Origin of the sequence: Bradyrhizobium sp. 521_C7_N1_3, from assembly GCF_052075975.1 — a bacterium.
GTDB classification, from domain to species: domain Bacteria; phylum Pseudomonadota; class Alphaproteobacteria; order Rhizobiales; family Xanthobacteraceae; genus Bradyrhizobium; species Bradyrhizobium japonicum.
Window position 1 is genome coordinate 5,350,912 of the sequence record NZ_CP197232.1, and the last position, 19,544, is coordinate 5,370,455.

General features: G+C 64.0%; 15 protein-coding genes. 10 read left to right on the forward strand and 5 right to left on the reverse strand.

Features of this window, described 5'->3' with window-relative positions; genetic code table 11:
• The first annotated feature begins 41 nt into the window (after nucleotides 1-41).
• The 10 genes from AB7008_RS24800 to AB7008_RS24845 all read left to right on the forward strand — a co-directional run bounded on the left by AB7008_RS24800 (nucleotide 42) and on the right by AB7008_RS24845 (nucleotide 13,860).
• Nucleotides 42-1,337, forward strand: a complete 1,296-nt coding sequence (locus tag AB7008_RS24800; RefSeq protein WP_304494127.1) for an N-acetylmuramoyl-L-alanine amidase — start codon at nucleotides 42-44, stop codon at nucleotides 1,335-1,337.
• Nucleotides 1,338-1,623: 286 nt separating this feature from the next.
• Nucleotides 1,624-4,134 (forward strand): penicillin-binding protein 1A, encoded by a 2,511-nt coding sequence (locus AB7008_RS24805; protein WP_014495579.1) that lies wholly within the window; start codon nucleotides 1,624-1,626, stop codon nucleotides 4,132-4,134.
• A gap of 103 nt (nucleotides 4,135-4,237) precedes the next feature.
• Nucleotides 4,238-5,369, forward strand: a protein-coding gene (gene prfB / locus AB7008_RS24810) for a peptide chain release factor 2 (protein WP_304494128.1) whose coding sequence is annotated in 2 segments (ribosomal slippage) — nucleotides 4,238-4,306 and nucleotides 4,308-5,369 — 1,131 coding nt in all. Because the reading frame shifts where the segments join, the coding sequence is not laid out codon by codon here.
• Nucleotides 5,369-6,250, forward strand: a complete 882-nt coding sequence (locus AB7008_RS24815; protein ID WP_304494129.1) for an NAD(P)-dependent oxidoreductase — start codon at nucleotides 5,369-5,371, stop codon at nucleotides 6,248-6,250. Before prfB ends, AB7008_RS24815 begins: the two co-directional genes overlap by 1 nt.
• 13 nt (nucleotides 6,251-6,263) lie before the next feature.
• On the forward strand, nucleotides 6,264-7,139 hold the full coding sequence (locus AB7008_RS24820; protein WP_248883177.1) for a DMT family transporter: 876 nt from the start codon (nucleotides 6,264-6,266) through the stop codon (nucleotides 7,137-7,139).
• Between the two features lie 92 nt (nucleotides 7,140-7,231).
• Nucleotides 7,232-7,615, forward strand: coding sequence for a hypothetical protein (locus AB7008_RS24825; RefSeq protein WP_441259675.1), 384 nt, complete (start codon nucleotides 7,232-7,234; stop codon nucleotides 7,613-7,615).
• Between the two features lie 256 nt (nucleotides 7,616-7,871).
• The gene (locus AB7008_RS24830; protein WP_304489616.1) at nucleotides 7,872-9,005 is read left to right on the forward strand and encodes an FAD-dependent monooxygenase; all 1,134 of its coding nucleotides are present in this window, start codon (nucleotides 7,872-7,874) and stop codon (nucleotides 9,003-9,005) included.
• 178 nt (nucleotides 9,006-9,183) lie between these two features.
• On the forward strand, nucleotides 9,184-10,095 hold the full coding sequence (locus AB7008_RS24835) for a DMT family transporter (protein WP_304489617.1): 912 nt from the start codon (nucleotides 9,184-9,186) through the stop codon (nucleotides 10,093-10,095).
• Between the two features lie 108 nt (nucleotides 10,096-10,203).
• Nucleotides 10,204-11,439 (forward strand): ABC transporter substrate-binding protein, encoded by a 1,236-nt coding sequence (locus tag AB7008_RS24840; protein WP_441259676.1) that lies wholly within the window; start codon nucleotides 10,204-10,206, stop codon nucleotides 11,437-11,439.
• A gap of 237 nt (nucleotides 11,440-11,676) precedes the next feature.
• Nucleotides 11,677-13,860 carry a hypothetical protein gene (locus AB7008_RS24845; protein ID WP_441259677.1) on the forward strand — a complete coding sequence of 728 codons (2,184 nt, stop codon included), beginning with the start codon at nucleotides 11,677-11,679 and terminating at the stop codon, nucleotides 13,858-13,860.
• Between the two features lie 5 nt (nucleotides 13,861-13,865).
• Here AB7008_RS24845 and AB7008_RS24850 read toward each other — a convergent pair whose 3' ends face one another.
• From AB7008_RS24850 to AB7008_RS24870, 5 genes are read right to left on the reverse strand one after another with little or no spacing between them, the layout of a single operon-like run.
• Nucleotides 13,866-15,224, reverse strand: coding sequence for an O-antigen ligase family protein (locus AB7008_RS24850; RefSeq protein WP_441259678.1), 1,359 nt, complete (start codon nucleotides 15,222-15,224; stop codon nucleotides 13,866-13,868).
• A gap of 12 nt (nucleotides 15,225-15,236) precedes the next feature.
• Nucleotides 15,237-16,616, reverse strand: a complete 1,380-nt coding sequence (locus AB7008_RS24855) for a glycosyltransferase family 4 protein (protein WP_441259679.1) — start codon at nucleotides 16,614-16,616, stop codon at nucleotides 15,237-15,239.
• Nucleotides 16,613-17,353 carry an ABC transporter ATP-binding protein gene (locus AB7008_RS24860; protein ID WP_248883182.1) on the reverse strand — a complete coding sequence of 247 codons (741 nt, stop codon included), beginning with the start codon at nucleotides 17,351-17,353 and terminating at the stop codon, nucleotides 16,613-16,615. The genes AB7008_RS24855 and AB7008_RS24860 overlap by 4 nt, the downstream gene beginning before the upstream one ends.
• Nucleotides 17,354-17,356: 3 nt before the next feature.
• Entirely contained in the window at nucleotides 17,357-19,285 is a 1,929-nt protein-coding gene (locus AB7008_RS24865) for a glycosyltransferase (RefSeq protein WP_441259680.1), read from the reverse strand.
• Nucleotides 19,286-19,292: 7 nt separating this feature from the next.
• Entirely contained in the window at nucleotides 19,293-19,454 is a 162-nt protein-coding gene (locus AB7008_RS24870) for a hypothetical protein (protein ID WP_193375969.1), read from the reverse strand.
• Nucleotides 19,455-19,544 lie beyond the last annotated feature (90 nt).

Here is a 19,544-nt window from a genome sequence, read left to right on the forward strand (position 1 = left end):
GTTCTATTGCGTTAGAAGGGCCGCTCGGAGGCACTGAAACGGTGACGAGCCGCACAAATCAAAGGGTTTTGCTGGGATGCGCGCTTCTGTGCGCTGCAGCATTGGTGTGTGCTGATTCCTGGCGCCTGAGCGCTGCGGAAAGCCAGCCGCAACCCTCTGCTGCGGTAGCGAATTTTCCGACCGCCTCCGCCGCCCGGCTGGCCGGCGATGGCAAGCAGACCCGTTTCATCCTCGACATCGATCAGGTCGTCACCTTCCGCGCCGTGACGCTCGCCGATCCGTACCGGGTGGTGGTCGATGTCCCTCAAGTCAATTTTCAACTGCCCGCTGGCACCGGGGTCGGGGGACGGGGACTGGTCAAGGCCTTCCGCTACGGGCTGGTCATGCCGGGCGGCTCGCGAATCGTGTTCGACCTGACAGGCCCGGCCAAGATCGCCAATTCCTACGTGCTGGAGGCTGCCAATGGCCAGCCGGCCCGGCTCGTGCTCGAGCTGGAGGAGGTCGACCGTGCCGCCTTCGTGCAGTCGCTCGTCCCCGAGAAACGCCCCGAACTGCGGCCCACCATCGCCGACGCGCCGCCGGCAACGGTTCCGGCCGCCGCAGCGCCGGAAGCCGGGCAGCAAAAGGCCGACGGGCGCCCGATCGTCGTGATCGATCCCGGCCATGGCGGCATCGACAACGGCACGCAGTCGAGCGGCGAGAGCGAGAAGACCCTGGTGCTGGCCTTTGGCCTGGCGCTGCGAGATCGGCTGGACAAGACCGGCAAATTCCGCGTGGTGATGACACGGGACGACGACACCTTCATTCCGCTCAACGATCGGGTCAAAGTCGCCCGCGGGCTCAAGGCCGCCTTGTTCGTCTCGATCCACGCCGACGCGCTGCCGAAGGCCGAGGGTGATGCGCAGGGCGCGACCATCTACACGCTGTCCGACAAGGCCTCCGACGCCGAGGCGCAGCGGCTGGCGGACGCGGAAAACCGGGCGGATGCGATCGCCGGTTTCAACCTCGCGGAAGAGCCGACCGATGTCGCCGACATCCTGATCGACCTTACGCAGCGGGAAACTCGCACCTTTTCAAGCCGTTTTGCCCGCCTGTTGATGAGCGAAATGAAGTCGACCGTGCGGATGCACAAGCATCCCCTGAAGTCGGCCGGCTTCCGGGTCCTCAAGGCGCCTGACGTGCCGTCGGTGCTGGTCGAAATTGGCTATGTCTCCAACAAGGGCGACCTCGAACACCTCGTTTCCGAGGGCTGGCGGTCCAAGGCCGTGGCCTCGATGGCGCAGGCGATCGACGGGTTCCTGACCAAGCGCATGGCCACGGCCGGATCGTCAAACTGACGACCGGGGGATCGCCAAATTGACGACCGGGGGATCGTCGAATTGACGAGCGGGGGTTCGTCGAATTGAGAGGGATTTTCCGTCCCGTTGCAAAAGCCCTAGTTTGGCCACAGCGGGCGCTTTATAAAAATGCCGCAGGGGGTTCCGGAATCGGCGAGAATCCCGTTCGGCAAGCGTCTTGGTCCGGCACTGATGTAATTGAGTAGGCCGGTGAATTCGCGACGTGGAGTTGGCGCCTGTTTTGGGTGCCTTGAGCTGATCCAGAGTTTGAACGGATAAACATATAATGCGCTTGCTGGTGCGGTTCATGGGCTTCCTGTTCGCCGCGGGAACGGTGGTGTTCCTTGTCGGTGTCGGGGCCGTGGCAGGCCTGATCTGGCATTTCTCCAAGGACTTGCCGGACTACTCTCAGCTTCAGGATTACGAGCCGCCGGTGATGACCCGCGTGCACGCGGTCGACGGCTCGCTGCTCGGCGAATACGCCAAGGAGCGGCGGCTGTACCTGCCGATCCAGGCGGTGCCGAAGCTCGTGATCAACGCCTTCCTCGCGGCCGAGGACAAGAATTTCTACGAGCATGGCGGCATCGACTACACCGGCATGGCGCGTGCCGGCGTGCTCTTCATCCAGAACTACGGGTCGAACCGGCGTCCGCAGGGCGCCTCCACGATCACCCAGCAGGTCGCCAAGAACTTTCTTCTGACCAACGAGGTCTCCTTCGCCCGCAAGATCAAGGAAGCCTTGCTGGCGATGCGCATCGAGAAGACCTACTCGAAGGACAAGATCCTCGAGCTGTATCTGAACGAGATCTATCTCGGCCTCGGCGCCTACGGCATCGCGGCCGCTTCGCTGGTGTATTTCGACAAGTCGGTGAACGAGCTGACGGTCGCGGAAGCGTCCTATCTGGCCGCGCTGCCGAAGATGCCCGCGACGCTGCATCCGGTCCGCAACCGCGATCGCGCCATCGAGCGCCGCAACTACGTGATCGATCGTCTGCTGGAGAACGGCTGGATCAAGCAGGCCGACGCCGACAAGGCGCGCAAGGAGCCGCTGGCCGTCACCAACCGTTCCAACGGTGCCCACACCTTCGCCGGCGAATATTTCGCCGAGGAAGTCCGCCGCGACATCTTCGAGCGCTACGGCGAGAAGAAGCTCTACGAAGGCGGTCTGTCCGTCCGCACCACGCTCGATCCGAAGATCCAGGTCATGGCGCGCAAGGCCATGGTCGCCGGCCTCGTGAACTATGACGAGCAACAGGGCTATCGCGGCGCCATGAGCAAGCTCGATATTTCGGGCGATTGGGGCGTGAAGCTCGCCGAGATCAAGTCGCTCTCCGACATCTCGCCATGGCGCATGGCGGTGGTGCTGGAGACCAGCGACCAGTCCGCGCGTATCGGCTTCCAGCCGAACCGCGAGCTCGGCGGCGCCATCAGCAAGCAGCGCGAGACCGGCATCGTCACGGTTGACGGCGTGCGCTGGGCGAGGGCGGCCCAAGGCAATGCCAAGGGCAAGACCCCGACGTCGGTGGCGCAGGTGTTGCAGCCCGGCGACGTGATCTATGCCGATCCGCTCTACACCAAGGAGGGACAGCCGGTCGAAGGCCAGTACCGCCTGCGCCAGATCCCCGAAGTGTCCGGCGCGATGGTGGCGATGGATCCGTGGACGGGCCGCGTGCTCGCGATGGTCGGTGGCTTCTCGTTCGACCAGAGCCAGTTCAACCGCGCCACGCAGGCCTACCGGCAGCCGGGTTCGTCGTTCAAGCCGATCGTCTATTCGGCCGCGCTCGACAACGGCTATACGCCCTCGACCGTGGTGCTCGACGCGCCCATTGAAATCGACCAGGGCCAGGGCGCCGGCGTATGGCGGCCCGAAAACTTTTCGTCCGGCAAATTCCAGGGACCGGTGACGCTGCGCAACGCGCTGCGGCAGTCGCTCAACACCGTGACCGTGCGCCTCGCACAGGACATCGGCATGCCCCTGATCGGCGAATATGCGCGCCGCTTCGGCGTCTATGACGAATTGCCGAACTATCTGTCCTACGCGCTCGGCGCCGGCGAGACCACGGCGATGCGCATGGTCACGGCCTATTCGATGCTCGCCAATGGCGGTCGCCGGGTGAAGCCGACCTTGATCGACCGCATCCAGGACCGTTACGGCCGTACCATCTTCAAGCACGACCAGCGCGAATGCCGCGGCTGCGACGCGCCGGGCGGCTGGAAGAACCAGGCCGAGCCGCAGCTGATCGACCGCCGCGAGCAGGTGCTGGATTCCATGACCGCCTATCAGATCACCGAGCTGATGGAAGGCGTGGTCCAGGCCGGTACCGCAACCGTGGTCAAGGAGGTCGGCAAGCCGATCGCCGGCAAGACCGGCACCACCAACGAGGCCAAGGACGCCTGGTTCGTCGGCTTCTCGCCCGACGTCGCCGTCGCGATCTATATGGGCTACGACAAGCCGCGCGCGCTCGGTAGGGGCAACGCCGCGACCGGCGGTCATCTGGCCGCGCCGATCGCGCGCGACTTCCTCAAGCTCGCGCTCGCCGACAAGCCCGCGGTTCCGTTCAAGGTGCCGGCCGGCATCAAGCTCGTGCGCGTCGTCTCCAAGACCGGCATGCGCGCCGGCCCCGGCGAGACCGGCGGAACCATCCTCGAAGCCTTCAAGCCGGGCACGGCGCCGCCGGACAATTATTCGGTGATCGGCGTTGCCGATGCCGACGGGCGCGGCGGCGTGCCGGCGTCGCAGCAGCAGCAGCCGGATTCCGGCTTCTTCATGCGGCCGGGCACCGGCGGGCTGTACTAGCGGATAAGACAGACGATCGCGGTTCCGGCGGTTGCGCTTTGCAGCCGCCGCCGCTACATCCCAGCTCCAATGCACGCGGGATTCCGCGAGATCAGAGAACGACATGCGCGCCGAAATCGAACGGTTGATAGAAGAGATCAAGCAGTCAGTCGGGCTGCTGAGGAGGCATCTTTGACGTCGAGAAATCGACGGCGCGCCTTGCTGAGCTGAACAAGCTCGCAGAAGATCCCAATCTCTGGAACGATCCCCAGAAAGCCCAGAAGCTGATGCAGGAGCGGACCTCGCTCGAGGATTCGCTGTCCGGCATCGGCAAGGTCGAGCAGGAGCTCGAAGACGACATCGGCATGATCGAGCTCGGCGAGGCCGAGGGCGATGCGGGTGTTGTGGCCGAAGCCGAAGCCGCGCTGAAGAACCTGAAGAAGGAAGTCGCAAGGCGCGAGCTCGAAGCGCTGCTGTCGGGCGAGGCGGATCGCTTCGATTCCTATCTCGAAGTCCATGCCGGCGCCGGCGGCACCGAGAGCCAGGACTGGGCGCAGATGCTCTTGCGCATGTACACGCGCTGGGCCGAGACGCACGGCTTCAAGGTCGAATTCCTCGAAGAGTCCGAGGGCGAAGAGGCCGGCATCAAGTCCGCGACGATCCAGGTCTCGGGCCACAATGCCTATGGCTGGCTGAAGACGGAGGCGGGCGTGCACCGCCTCGTCCGCATCTCGCCGTTCGATTCCAATGCGCGGCGGCACACTTCGTTCTCGAGCGTGCAGGTCTTCCCCGTCATCGATGACAGCATCAAGATCGACATCAAGGAATCCGACGTCCGCGTCGACACCATGCGCTCGGGCGGTGCCGGCGGCCAGCACGTCAACAAGACCGAATCCGCGGTGCGCCTGACGCACATTCCGACCGGCGTTGCCGTGGTCTGCCAGGCCGGCCGCTCCCAGCACAAGAACCGGGCGCAGGCCTGGGACATGCTGCGCGCGCGGCTTTACGAGATCGAGCTGAAGAAGCGCGAGGAGAAGGCCGCCGCCGACCAGGCCGCCAAGACCGATATCGGCTGGGGTCATCAGATCCGCTCCTATGTGCTGCAGCCCTACCAGATGGTGAAGGATCTGCGCACCGGTGTGCAGACCTCCGACACGTCAGGCGTGCTCAACGGCGAGCTCGACGACTTCATGGCCGCAACCCTGGCGCAGCGCGCCTTCGGCACCGCCGGCGCCGACATCGAGGACGTCGACTGATGTCCCGCGTCGCCTTCATCGGATTGGGGCGGATGGGCCACGGCATGGCCGGCCGCTATCTCGATGCCGGCTTCACGGTGACGCTGTGGAATCGCAGCAAGGCAAAAGCGGACGACCTGATCGCGCGCGGTGCGCATTGGGCGACCTCGCCTGAGGATGCCGCGATCGATGCCGATGCGGTCGTGACCATGGTTGCCGATGACGAAGCCTCGCGCGCGGTCTGGCTGGGGCCCGAGGGCGCGGCCAAGACGGCAAAGGCCGGCACCATCGCGATCGAATGCTCCACCGTCTCCTATGACCACGCCCGCGAGATGGGCCGCGAACTGAACGCGCGCGGGCTGATCTACATCGACTGCCCCGTGACGGGATTGCCGGATGCGGCAGCTGCCGGAAGGCTGACGCTGCTCGCCGGCGCCGATGCGGCCGACCTCGAACGCGCCCGGCCTTATCTCGATCCGATCGGCTCGACCATCCGCCATTTCGGCGCGGTCGGCTCCGGCACCGTCTACAAGCTCATCAACAACCTGATGGGGGCGATCCAGATCGCGGGCCTTGCCGAAGGCCTCGCCATCGCCGAGCAGGCCGGGCTCGACATGAACCTCGTGCTGGAGTCGATCCAGGCGGGCGTGGCCGCAAGCCCGCAGGTGCAGCGTCACTCCAAGCGCATGGTCGCCCGCGATTTCAGCGGCGCGACGTTTACGGCGGCGCTGCGGCACAAGGATGCCGCCTACGCCGTGAAGCTCGCGGAAAGCCTGCTGGCGGACAAGCCGCTGGTCTCGCGCGCTGCGGTCGAGTCCTACGCGCAGGCCAAGGCCGCGATGCCCGACGACGATGAAGGCAAGATGATCGAGCTGGTGTCGCGGCCGAAGAAGCCGTCCTAGCCGGTACATCCATATGGGGCAGCCTCGTTCGGAACGCGGTCTCGGCATTGCCCTCGTCATCGCTGCCGCAATTGCCTGGAGCACGGCGCCCTTCTTCACGCGCCTGTTGCCGTTCGATCCTTGGACCATCCTGTTCTGGCGCGGCCTGTTCGCGGGCAGCCTGATCAGCGTGTTTCTCGTCGTGATGCAGGGCCGCGCTGCGCTGTGGCAATTGGTCGTGCCGGGGAGGGGCGGCCTGCTCGTCGCGTCCTTGTCCGCGGTCGGCATGGTCTCGTTCATTCCCGCGCTTCAGATGACCAAGGTCATGAACGTGGCGGTGCTGATCGCCACCCAGCCCTTCGTCGCGGCTGCGCTGGCATGGCTGTGGCTCGGAGAGGCCGCGACGTGGCGTACGCTCACCGCGAGCCTGATTGCCTTTGCCGGCGTGGTGATCACGGTCGGTGGTGTGCAAGCCGGCGCCGATCTCGGCGGCGTGGCGCTGAGCTGCCTGATGGTGCTCGCCATCTCCGCCATGACGGTCGTGGTCCGGCGCCATCGCGAGACGTCGATGGTGGCGGCGGCCGCGCTGTCGAATTTTCTGGGCAGCCTCGTCAGCCTGCCGTTCGCCCACGACGTCGCTCATGTCGGCGGTAGCAGCCTTGCGATCCTCGCGATGTTCGGCTGCCTCCAGGTCGCGCTCGGCCTGACCTTCTACATGCTCGGCTCGCGCCTGCTGCCCTCGGGCCAGGCCTCCCTGATCGCAACGCTGGAAACGCCGCTGATGCCGTTCTGGATCTGGGTCGCTTTTCGCGAGTTACCCGCGATGCACGCGCTCATCGGGGGAGCGCTGGTAATCGGGGCGGTGGTGGCCGATATTGCCGGAGCGACACGAAAGCGCGAGAGCGCCTAACGCATTGACGGGTTGGACGGCATGTCGGGCAGTTGTCATTTCGGAAGCTGAACGACGGTTGGAATGCGCAGCCGAATGCCCCGTGGCCTCGCGTGGCCGTATTTGGTCACGACGTCTTGCTCCGCTTCCTGCTCAACCCGTTTCGCTTCACATCCTTCGCGGAGGAAGACGAAGGCATCCTTCGTTTCCAGAACTGCATCCGGTACCGCCTCGGAGCCACCAATGACGAGGGGTGGTATCGTGGGCAATGCCGCTACAGCAGGCTGGCGCCGGAATGGGGAGAATTCTACGAGATTGCGGGGCCTGATCCGGATGCGATGGACCCCGCAGATTGGAAGATCGCGGGTGGAGCTTCGACTGCACTGCGTCACGTCCTGTTCTATTTTCGGGATGAGACGTTTGAGTGCATCGCCGACAGCTGGATATTCGAACCGGCCCCGGACAATGCGCTGATCCATAGACTGCGGGCCGGCTGATGCGTGTCGTCTGCGATCCTTTGATGTACAGATTGACCGACACCGGTATCGTCATCCGCATCGAGGACGGCGCCTTCATCCCGGCCGATCCGGCCAACGCCGATCGCCAGGACTTTTGAGCGCTGCACCAGCTCGCCACGCGACACGCCCCCGAATTGCAGTCGCAACACGTTTTTCGGACGCGACATCAAACGGTAACAACGTGACGGCTACGCATGGCCAAGGCCCTACCCGACGTTAGCGTGGGACAGTAGCAATGATTCGAAATGTACTGGTCGTTGGCGGCGGCATTGGCGGCTTGACGGCGGCCGTGGCGCTACGCCGCCGAGGCGTCGCCATCGATCTCGTCGAGCTGAGTGCTCGCTGGAATATCCAAGGCGTCGGCATCAGCCAGCCGAATAATGCGCTGCGTGCACTCGACCGCATCGGTCTTGCAGGTCCCTGCATCGAGCATGGCGCGGCCTATCCCGGTTGGCGCATTTACGACAGTAATGGCCGCCACCTTTTGGACGCACCGTCGACCAATGCGGCGGCCCCAAACTGTCCACCGACCAACGGAATCAGCCGACCATTGCTGCACGAGATCCTCCTCGATGCCGCGACCACGGCAGGTGCGGAGATACGCCTGGGCACGACAGTCGAAACACTGGAAAACAGCGGCGACAAGGTCAATGTAACTTTTTGGAGCGGGGAGCGTCGAAGCTACGACTTCGTCGTCGGTGCGGACGGAATATATTCCTCGGTTCGACAGTTCCTCTTCGGCAGCGGCTATCAGCCTAGCTTCACCGGTCAGGCCGTCTGGCGCTACAAACTGTCCCGGCCCGAGAGCGTTACGTGGGGTGAACTCCATTTCGGCCCGAACAGCAAAGTAGGGCTCGTGCCGATCTCGCCAGCTGTCATGTATATGTTCCTCATCACTCACGAGCCGGGCAATCCCTGGATGGAGAGCGATCGCTTGGCGGATCTGATGCGCCTGCGCCTCAGCTCCTATAACGGTTTGATCGCCCAGCAGCGCGAGTTGATCACGGATCCGTCCTGCGTCAACTACAAGCCGATGGAAGAGATCTGGCTGCCCGTACCGTGGGGCAAGGGTCGCATCATGCTGATCGGCGATGCCGCCCACGCATCCACGACACATCTGGCTCAGGGGGCGGCCATGGCGATCGAGGACGCGGTGCTGCTGGGGGAGCTGCTCGGCCGAGATGCGCCTTTGGACGCGTTGACCGCCGAGTTCATGGCCCGCCGCTTCAACCGCGTCAAATACGTCTTCGAAACCTCGGCTCAGATCGGCGCCTGGGAGTTGGAGAAATGGCAAGGCATCGTCAATCCTGACGCCAGGCCCGCTCAACTGCTCCAGGCCGCAACGGTCGAGCTGATGAAGGACTATTGATCATCCTGTACATGGCGCGCGCCAGTCCGCTTCGGGTCAAAAGCAGACGTCGGGGGGTGACATTTGATGTTGCGCGAGGTGACATTTGAAATTGCGCGCTACAGATCCGGTCGGAAATCGGGTGGCGTTACTTGCCGCCACGTTGTAGGCGGCAGGCTTGGCCGTCGAGACGAAACCCATGCCCCCGAACGACAACCGGATCGACACGCGAGACTGGTTGCTGCTCGCTGTGCTGTCGGTCCTCTGGGGCGGTTCGTTCTTCTTCAACGGCGCGGCGTTGCGGGAATTGCCGCCGTTGACGCTTGTGCTGCTGCGCGTCGCGCTGGGGACCGCGATGCTGCTGCCCTTGCTGCGGATGCAGGGTATCGGTCTTCCCCGGGGCGTCGCGGGCTGGACGCCGTTCGTCGTGATCGGGCTGCTCAATAATGTCATCCCGTTCTCGTTGATCGTCATCGGCCAGACGTTCGTCCCGAGCGGGCTGGCCTCGATCCTGAATGCCACCACGCCGCTGTTCACGGTGATCGTGATGGCGGCGGCACGCGAGCAGGCCTTGCAGATGCAACGCCTTGCCGGCGTGGCGCTGGGCGTTGCCGGCGTCGTCATTCTGCGCGGATGGGGCATGGAGACGCGGCCGGGGCAGGGGCTCGGCATTCTGCTCTGCCTGGGCGGGGCGCTCAGCTATGGCTTTGCGGCGCTGGCGGCGCGGCGGCTATTGAAGGATTCGGCGCCGCTGGGAACTGCGGCGTTTCAGCTGACGGCATCGACGGTGATGATGGCGGTCGTCGCCGGCGTGGTGGAGCAGCCGTGGCATCTTCCGATGCCGGGTCTCACGACGTGGCTCGCGGTGCTCGGCCTTGCCGCTTTGTCGACGGCGCTTGCTTACATCGTCTTCTTTCAGATCATCCGGCGCTCCGGCGCGGGCAATGTCATGCTGGTGACGCTGCTCATCCCTGTCACCGCCATCCTGCTGGGATGGCTGGTGCTGGGCGAGCCGATCTCGTTGCGCGAGATCGTGGGCGCTATCGTGATCGGCAGCGCGTTGCTCGTGATCGATGGACGCATCCTGACTCTGCTGCGGCGCAAATCGTAAGTTCCTGATTGGCGTTTCACGACGCGGAAAATCGTGGTGCTTGCCAGCCGCACGCCGCCTTGCGACACTCTCCACAAAACAAGACTACAAAATACAGGGGAGAGAACGATGCCGGGTCGTCGCAACAACCGTGCTGCCCTCGCCATGCTCGCTGCCGGAATGCTGGTCACGGCACCGGCCCTCGCGCAGAAAAAGTACGACCCCGGCGCCAGCGACACCGAGATCAAGGTCGGCAACATCATGCCCTATAGCGGGCCGGCGTCGTCCTACGGGGTGATCGGCAAGACCGAGGCCGCCTATTTCAGGATGATCAACGACCAGGGCGGAATCAACGGCCGCAAGATCAACTTCATCAGCTATGACGACGCCTATTCGCCGCCGAAGGCGATCGAGCAGGCGCGCAAGCTGGTCGAAAGCGACGAGGTGCTGCTGATCTTCCAGCCGCTCGGCACGCCCTCGAACTCCGCGATCATGAAATACATGAACGCCAAGAAGGTGCCGCAGCTGTTCGTCGCCTCCGGCGGCACCAAGTTCGGGGACCCCAAGAATTTCCCGTGGACCATGGGTTTCCAGCCGAACTACCAGAGCGAGGGGCGGATCTACGCAAAATACATCCGCGATCATTTCCCCAACAGCAAGATCGCCGTATTCTGGCAGAACGACGACGCCGGCAAGGACCAGTTCAAGGGCTTGAAGGACGGGCTCGGCGACAAGGCCAATATGATCATCGCCGACAAGTCCTATGAGGTCAGCGATCCCTCGATCGACTCGCAGATCGTGGCGCTGCATGACTCGGGAGCCGACATCTTCTTCTCATGGGCCGCCCCGAAGGGATCGGCGCAGGCGATCCGCAAGGTCGGAGAGCTCGGCTGGAAACCAAAATTCTTCCTCGCCAATACGGCGACTTCTATCGCCTCGGTGCTGAAGCCGGCCGGGCTCGACTATTCCAAGGACATCATCTCGACAGCCTATCTGAAGGACCCCACCGATCCGACTTGGGACAAGGATCCGGCCGTCATCAAATGGCGCGCCTTCATGGACAAATATTACCCTGATGGCGACAAGGCCAATGCCAACAACCTCTATGGCTATGTGCAGGCCGAGGCGATGGCGCAGGTGCTGAAGCAGTGCGGCGACAATCTCACGCGTGAGAACGCGATGAAGCAGGCCACGAGCCTGAAGGATTTTCATACCGATCTGATGCTGCCCGGGATCATGGTCAACACCTCCGCCGACGACTACTTCCCGATCGAGCAGATGCAGCTGATGCGCTTCAACGGACAGGCCTGGGAGCTGTTCGGCGACGTCATCACCGGCGAGGTCGGGCACGAGCGGAGTCCGTAGTTCGGTTGTATGTGACCGACAGTGGTCGCGGTGTCCAACTCCGCCAAAGAAATGTGCTCCCGGGTGTGTTCTACTTCACATTGCAGCCGGGTCGGCCAGCGTAGTCTTCCCTATTGTTCGGGCACCTGTGTCGACGCGCGCTGCGCCTCCACGAGGCCCCTGATCTGAATTGTGCCCTGCCTCGGCGAGGGCAGAGCCAATCATGCAAGCGTCGCCTGCTATGTGGGAGCGCGTAACATGGACATCATCCACGCGATCGTTACGAAGAGCCAATGGATTATTGCGATCTTGGCACTCTTTGTCGTGGCCTGGGCGCGCTTCAACTCTCCGCCCACCAATCGGTCCGGCACGACCTTCGCGCTGTTCTTCTGGGGGGTGATATTCTACTACGCCTTGATGATACCGCTCTGGCTGGTCGTAATGATCGGACTCGTCCAGGGCAGCATCGGGTTCGACTTCATCGTCGGCCAGGTGAAGGCGGTAGATCCAAAGGCGCAGGCGCAACTGGATCAATATGCTCCGATCGTGGCCGTGCTCATCATCGTCGTCGCTTCGCAATTCCGGCAGGTGGCACGGATCGACCGGGCCGCGCGCGCATTTTGCGTCAGATTGGCCGCCATTCCGCGTGAAGCCGACCGACTAGCATTTGAACTCGCGCAAACCACGGGTTTCGTCCCGCGCGACGACCTTCGAAGCAAGGTGACCAAAATCGTTTCGGAGAATATCGGTCCGCAAGCGCTGAGTTTCAGCAGGGACGGTACTCTTCCCGACCGCTTCACAAGAGCCATCGGCCTGTACAACCTGTTCGTCGGACCCCGGCAGAATGCCGCGGCCCTCGACTTCACCGGAAATGGATATGGCCGATCCGCCTACGCCATGATCATGCAAATGGGCGATGCGGTGGCGGCTCGTGCGGATGCCCGTTACGAAGAGATGATGCACGCCGGTCTTGCCTTTTTCACGTCGTCGCTTCCAACCCCGGAATTGAAGGACGCTTTGAACCGAAACATTGCTGAGGTCACCAACCTTACTTGCGGCCTCGTGTCTCGCTACGTCCTGTTTTGCGAAAGGACCCATAGCGGCCGATTACAGCGGCTAGCAAGGATGGGTTTCGCCTACAGTCCGGGGCCGACCTTCGGGCTGGATCAATGGGCGACAACGATCTTCCTCGTCACGGCCTGGAGCATTGGCATGATGGTGTTCATGCCGGGGACACTTCCGATCGACGTCGGCAAGGTGTTGACGATTGCGGTCACGTTCGGCGCTTCGATCGGCTTCGCAGTCCTGGGCGCAATCGTCGTGGCGCAACGCTTCATCGGACGCAAGGAAGGCAACACGCCTGGATATCCGCCTATCGCCGAGTTGGTTGTCGCCGGTCTCGTCGTCGTGGGGCTGTCGATTGCGCTCCGGATCGGCATTCCACTGGTGTCCGCCCTGATGCGGGGAGGAGGATATCAGGACGTTCTTAGGCAGTTCATCGAGCGGCTATACGGCGTCATCACGCCTTTCATCTGTACGATTTCCCTCGGGCTCATTTGCTCCTACATGGGATGTTCGCGGATGAGCTGGTACCGCGTGGCGGCCCTCGGGGCTCTCGCGAACGGCGCCGCGCTGGCCTGTGCGGGGTGGCTGGTCGCGCATATGATCGGCCAGCAAGTACTGGCTCAATTCTATGTACATCCGCAGGATGCGATCCAACTGGTGGCGCTAAGCACTGGCTTAACCGGCTTCATCGTCGGCGGCATGGTCCTCGCAGTCTTCAATGAGTCCGAGCGCATACGCAACGTCGCTGCCGAGCGGATAGCCACCAGTCCGCACAAGGAGTTTCCATCGCATGATGCGCCGTCGATTGCCGGCGGACTCGAACCTCCGCCAGTGACGTCCAGGTTCGACGTCGCCGATGATCTTGGCTACCGCGATCGCGCGGGAGTGGAAGCCTTCGAGGGGGACTACGTCTGCTTCAGGCCCGCGTTCTCCAACCCCGAGATCATCAGTGCCTACATCATCGGCATTCATTGGGACGAAACCGAGTCCTGTCTCATGTTCGAGGAACGCGAACGTGTTGATGCCGGGCACACGCAGAGGGGCCGTGTCTACATCCCGGATGGACGCCCGTTCCTGAACTTCGTCACCCTCGAAAAGGGAGCGATACGTCTGATCATGGTGTCACGTCCCGATAAGAGAAACGAGGCCGCGCGCGGTCTGATCACGACGCTGTCCAATCCCGGTGGCGCCCAGTTTACGCCGGCGAGCGCCCCGATCGTTCTCAGGCGTGTGGTCGATCACACGCTTCAACTCGGCTTCATTCGACCGGGAGCGCTCAGCTACGAAAGTTATCGCCGCGAACTCGAAATGGTGGTGCCCGTTTTCGGCGTCTTTGCGCTGGCTCCCCCCCAGGCCGCTTGTCTGGCGGCGGAGTAAAAGGCCTAGTCGGCGCTGAGCCGCACGCCGGCGCGCAGAAAGTTTTGCGGATCGACCGCTTCACCCTCGATGCGGGTCTCATAAAGCAAATGCGGTCCGGCTTTCGCTTTCAGCACCATGCCACCGGCGACGCCGACGCCGAGCACATACATCCAGCCTTCGTGGAAATCGGACAAATGCGAGTTCAGCAGTGAGCTCGCGATGTTCTGCACCACGGCGACGAGCCCGATCCAGGCGGTAAGCCCTTCACCCAGGAACAGGCGAAGGTGGGCGATCCACATGGCGTAGAGCAGGACGACGCCGAGTACGCCCCATTGCATCGCGACATTGAGGGTCTGGTTGTGGGGATTGCTGACGATCTCCGCATCGAGGCTGCTTCCACCAGTAGCGGCGCGCTCGAACTGGCGTTTGATCGACCCGGTGCCGTGACCGGTCAGGGGCGCCTCGGCAATGGCGTGAAGCGCCTTGCGCCAATAGGTCAGGCGTTGGGCGGTCGAGGCTCGGCTGATGTCCTCATGGCCGTGGCGGTATTCCACCGCGATGTCTGCAATGCGGTGGCGCAGATAGGGCGAGGTCGTCCAGGCCAGCGCGCTCGCAGCTATCGTGCCTGCGAGCAGGGCTAACGTCGCGCGCCGGCTCAGATGCCTCCAGGCGAGCAGTCCAAGCAGCACCGCGATGCACAGCAGCGCGGTGCGCGCGGAGGCGACGAACACCATGTTGGTGGCGAACAGCACGATCAATGCCAGACAGACGGCTGTCGCGACCACGTTTCCGCGGCGCCAGAAAGTCAACGCCGGCAGCGCGAGCGCAAAGGCGCACAGCGTGAATTCCTGGCTCTGGTCGATGTAGTTCTTGACGGGAACGCCGGCCGACGCGGTCGCGGTGAGTTTCCAGGCGGGATCGCCCAGCACGATCCAGGAGTAGACTGCAAGCAGCGCGCAGGACGCGAGAAAGCCAAGGAAAACCCAGAAACCGCGTTCGGATCGGCTGAAGTGATAGAGCAGCGCCGGGATCAGCACGAGCTTTGCGACCGGCTTGATCGCATGCAGCCGGTCCGCCAACGCGCCGTCCGACCAGAGCGTGCCGAGAAGCGCGAGCAGCAGGAAGGCAAACGGCAGGGCGAACGCAGGCCGTGCGAGCTGGCGTCCATAGTCGCGCCAGTCGATGGTCGGCGTCACCACCAGCAGCCAGAGCCCGACGAAGATCGAAGGCGCCGTGGTCGACCAGGGCAGCGACGCCGCGATCAGGACGGCGAGCACATCGGCGGCCCCGATCAGCGCGGGCGGTCTGCCCACGGCTTGCCATCGGGCGCGCAAGGCTTGCGGGCCGGCCGGGCCGGAGGATACCGCGGGTTCAGCAGTCATATGCAACGACGCTTATCGCGCGGCGGCCAGGTTTGCCCGGGGCATCTCAAGCCCGAGGAAATCGCGGGACTGTGTCTCGTAGCCAAAACGCTCGGCGAGTTCGTGTCGCCGTGCCCGGATTCTGCCGCGGTACTCCTCCTGACGCGTCAGCACGCGGGTGACAGAAGCTGTGATCGAGTCGGTCGAGAACGGGTCAAAGTAGTCGGCGAGCTCGCGCGCCACCTCACGGAACACCGCGATGTCGGAGCACAGCACCGGCGTGTTCGCAGCCAACGCCTCGATGATCGGCACACCAAAGCCTTCGGCGAAGCTCGGCATGATCAGCCCGTGCGCTTCCGCGATCAAGGCCGCCTTCTCGTGTTCGTCGACATAACCGGCGAAGCGGACGTTTGGCGGCAGGTTGCGCATCCGGCTTGTCTCGCCGGCATAGCCGATCACGACGAGATCAGCCTGGGGCACGCCGCGGAAGGCGCGGATGACTGTGGCGACGTTCTTGCGCGGCTCGTTCGAGACGATGACGACGAAGCTCGGCCGCCCCGGACGCCCCGACGGGGCTGGGAGGTGCAGGACATCCGGGGCGTCGAACCTGGTGCGGGGATACACGACCCGCGCCGGCAGGTGCGCAAATTGCGGTAACAGTTCCTTGAACCGCATCATGCTGTAGTTTGAAACGAAGGCGAGCTCGTTGGCTTGAAGCAGGCTGGTGAGAAGCCGCGACAGGAACAGCCGCGTTGCGACGTCGCTGAGCTTGAGGTCGGTGAGCGGCAAGAGGTCGTGCACCACGCAGATCACCTTGGCATCCGGCTTGCGCCTGATCGCCACCCGTGTGGGGGTGTCCACGACGATGACGTCGTAGTCCCGTGCGTCGACCTGCGGCGGTGGCAGCAGGAAGAAGGCCGAGGAATCCTGATAGCTGTAGAATCCGGGCTCGAGCTGGAAGGCGCGGAATAATTCGAGATGGCGCAGATCCGGCGGGACGTATTCGAGCGCGGCGGTCCTGTTCTCGATCAGCCGGGCGTTCAGCCCGCGCAGCCCGACGGCGCGCAGCAGGCAGAGGATATAGTCCCACGACACCGACATGGTGGCCTTGTGTCGGAGCCAGTCGAGCGTGCGCCGCAAGCCATTGCGCGCCAGCGGCTCGCCCATGTTGATCTCGTCGAGGAAGCGGTAGAGGGCGAGCAGCTCGATGTTGCGCGCCTCTGACGGAAACAGCTTGGTGCGCCGCTCGCGCCGGCGCAGCTTGCGATAGCGCTTGGTGGTCTCGACCAGCAAGGTCAGCTCGTGGCCCTCGGCCGCGAGCGAGCGCATCAACTCGCGCGTGAAATGGAAGATGCCGCGCTTGTGGTTGGGCTCGCCAAGCGCTTCGGAGACGACGAGGATATTCTGCTTCATGCGCGTTTCTCGCGGAGCTCGAAGGGGGGCGTGACCGGCGGCTCGACCGCGATGGTCGAGGCGATGCGGCCGTGATCGAGATTGATGATGCTGGAGCAGGTGCGGCGCAGCAGCGGCTGGTCGTGCGAGGCGATGATCACGATCGCCGCCTGCGAGACCAGGTTTTGCAGCCGCCGCTCGGCCTTCTCTGCAAAATGCTCGTCGACGACGCTGAGCCATTCGTCGAGCAGCAGGATGTCGGCCGGGAAAGCGGTGGCGGTCGCAAACAACACCCGCATCAGCATGCCCGAGGAGAACATCCGCAGCGGCAGCCGCTGCATCCGCGTCTCGAGCTCGGTGAAGGCCCAGATCTCGTCGATGACGCTGCGTGTCGGCTTGCGACCGCTGATCCGCAGCAGCAGCGCGATATTGTCCTCCGCCACGAAGTCGAGATTGACCCCGGCGTTCAGGCCGAGCAGGGGCACGACGTTGCCCCGGACCGTGACACGGCCACTGCTCGGCGGATAGACGCCGGCGATCAGGCGCAGTAGCGTCGACTTGCCTGAGCCGTTGGGTCCGGCAAGCCCGATACGGGCGCCGGCTTCGGCCTCGATCGTGAAATTGTCGACGGCGCGGATGATCCTCATCTCGCCCGGCTCGCGGATGAGGTGGCCGAGCAGCCGCCGCTTCAGCGAGAAGTCGTAGGCGCCGTAGAGCGGATAATCGAGACAGACGTTGTGCAGGCTGATCGAGACCATGCGTCAGATCCAGAAGGCGGCTTTGCGCAGTTGGACCAGCGTCAGCACGCTCGCGAACATCAGCAGCGCCAGCGTGATCAGGACGTAGACGATGCTGGTGGGAGCGATATGGCCGCCTGCAAGTGGCTCGCGCCACACCGCGAACAGATGCGTCAGCGGATTGAGCCGCATCACCGTCGAGCGGTGATTGATCATCTCGGCGGACCAGACCACGGGCGAGGCGAGGAAGGCGAGCATCAGCGTGGATTCGATGATCGGCTTGAGGTCGCGATAGCGCGTTGCCGTCGCGCCGAGGACGAGGCTCAAGGCGAAGGTACAGGCTATGAACAGCAGCAGGCCGGGCAGCGCCGCCAGCGCATGAGAGAGGTCGTGGGGCGAGAGGATCAGCCACAGCACCAGCGGCACGCAGGCGTTATGCAACGCGAACAGCGCCTGGCGGAAGGTGCATTGCAACAGGAAGATCACCGGCGGCAGCGCCCGGTCGCGGATCAGGCTCGCGGAATTCTGAAGCGCCGTGGTCGCATCGAGCACGACGCTGTTGAGGAAGGTCCAGGCCGTCATCGACAGCGCCAGCATCGGCAGGCGCGCCAGCATGTCGGCGTTCGACATCTGGCCGATCACCGAGCCCAACACTGCGACCACGATCGCCATCTGAAGCGACATCCAGAACGGGCCGAGCAGCGAACGAACATAGCGGTGGCGCATGTCCGACCAGGCCAGTGCGGCCGCGATCCGGACTGTGTCCAGCCAGCCGGTCGCCTGCGGCGGCTCGGCGGCGGTGACGGTTTCCTTGGACGATACGGTGACGGCGTCGCGGTAGACGGCCTGCATGCCCTCCCTGAAGGCTGGGGCGGAATAGCGGGTGAGGGCGCGCGTCCGGGCTGACAGTCCCATGCGGCGGCGGCGCTCGGGATCGCTGATCAGCGTGTCGATGGCATCGCCGAGCTTTTCGGCATCGCCCGGCGGCACCGTGATCGCCTCCATGCCGTGGCGGGCGACGCGCGGCACCGCGGTGTCGAGCGCCGTGTTCACGACAGGGCGGCCGGCGGCCATGGCCTCGAGCTGGACCAAGCCAAAGGTCTCGGCATTGGTGACCGACGGCATGACGAAGACGTCGGACAGGCACATCAGCTTGATGCGCTCGCTGTCGTTCACCGAACCGAGCAGGCGGACGCGGTCGCCGAGGCCGAGCTCGCGGATCAGCTGCTCGAGCCGCGGCCGCTCGGTGCCTTCGCCGATGATCCAGATCTCGAACTTGCGGTTGACGGCGGCGCGGATCAGGACGTCGAAGCCCTTGTAGGGCACGAGCCGGCCGCAGGCGAGCACGAGCCGGCCGCGATCGTTCACGTGGTGCGGCTCGATCTTCGGCCAGTCGTAACCCGCGGTGTCGATGCCGAACGGCACGACCTGGCATTTGTCGACGAATTCCCGCAGCAACGGCGTGTTCTCGATCAGCGCGTGGTCCGAGACGATGATTGCTTTCGCCCGGCATAGTGTCCGCCGCATCAACGGTTCGATGAACCAGCGCAGGCCGGCATGGGTGACGATGTCGGCATGCCAGTGCACCACCAGCGGCCGATTGGCGCCGAAGCCGAAGGCGAAAACGAGGTCGGCGAGCGGGAAGGGGGCATGGAGCGCGAGCAAATCGTGCTCGGCGATCTTGCGCCAGAGCCGCCAGGGATAGGTAGGAGCGGCGGGAAGCGACAGGACATTGCCGAAGGAGCGGACGCGCTCGACCGGCACGTCATTGACGACGATCTCGCGCCGCTCGGCCGATTGCGAGCAGACCAGCACGGCGGAGGCGAAGCTGTCCTTCAAGCTGGCGCAGATGTCGCGGATCACGGTCAGCGTGCCGCCGAACAGGTCGGGATAATAGATCTTGAAGATGTGCAGCACCGACGGGCGGCGCGGATTTTCGCTGGTGTGATGCATGATGGTGTCAGCCTGCGAGCAGGGCCGCAACGAACGGTGCGGCCAGCACCGAGATGAAGATCACGCCGCGCAACAGCGCCGGCAGCATCGGCTCGATTGCGCCATGCCCCCAGTCGGGAGCCGGCACAGCACGCAGTGAGTTGGAATTGCGGACCAAGCGGTCAACCATGGGTGTGAGTCCCTTTACGTCGCGCCCTCAGTGGCGTCTCGTATATGTGGGAAAATTTACCACGTAAATCGGAAGGGAGAAAAAAGTGGG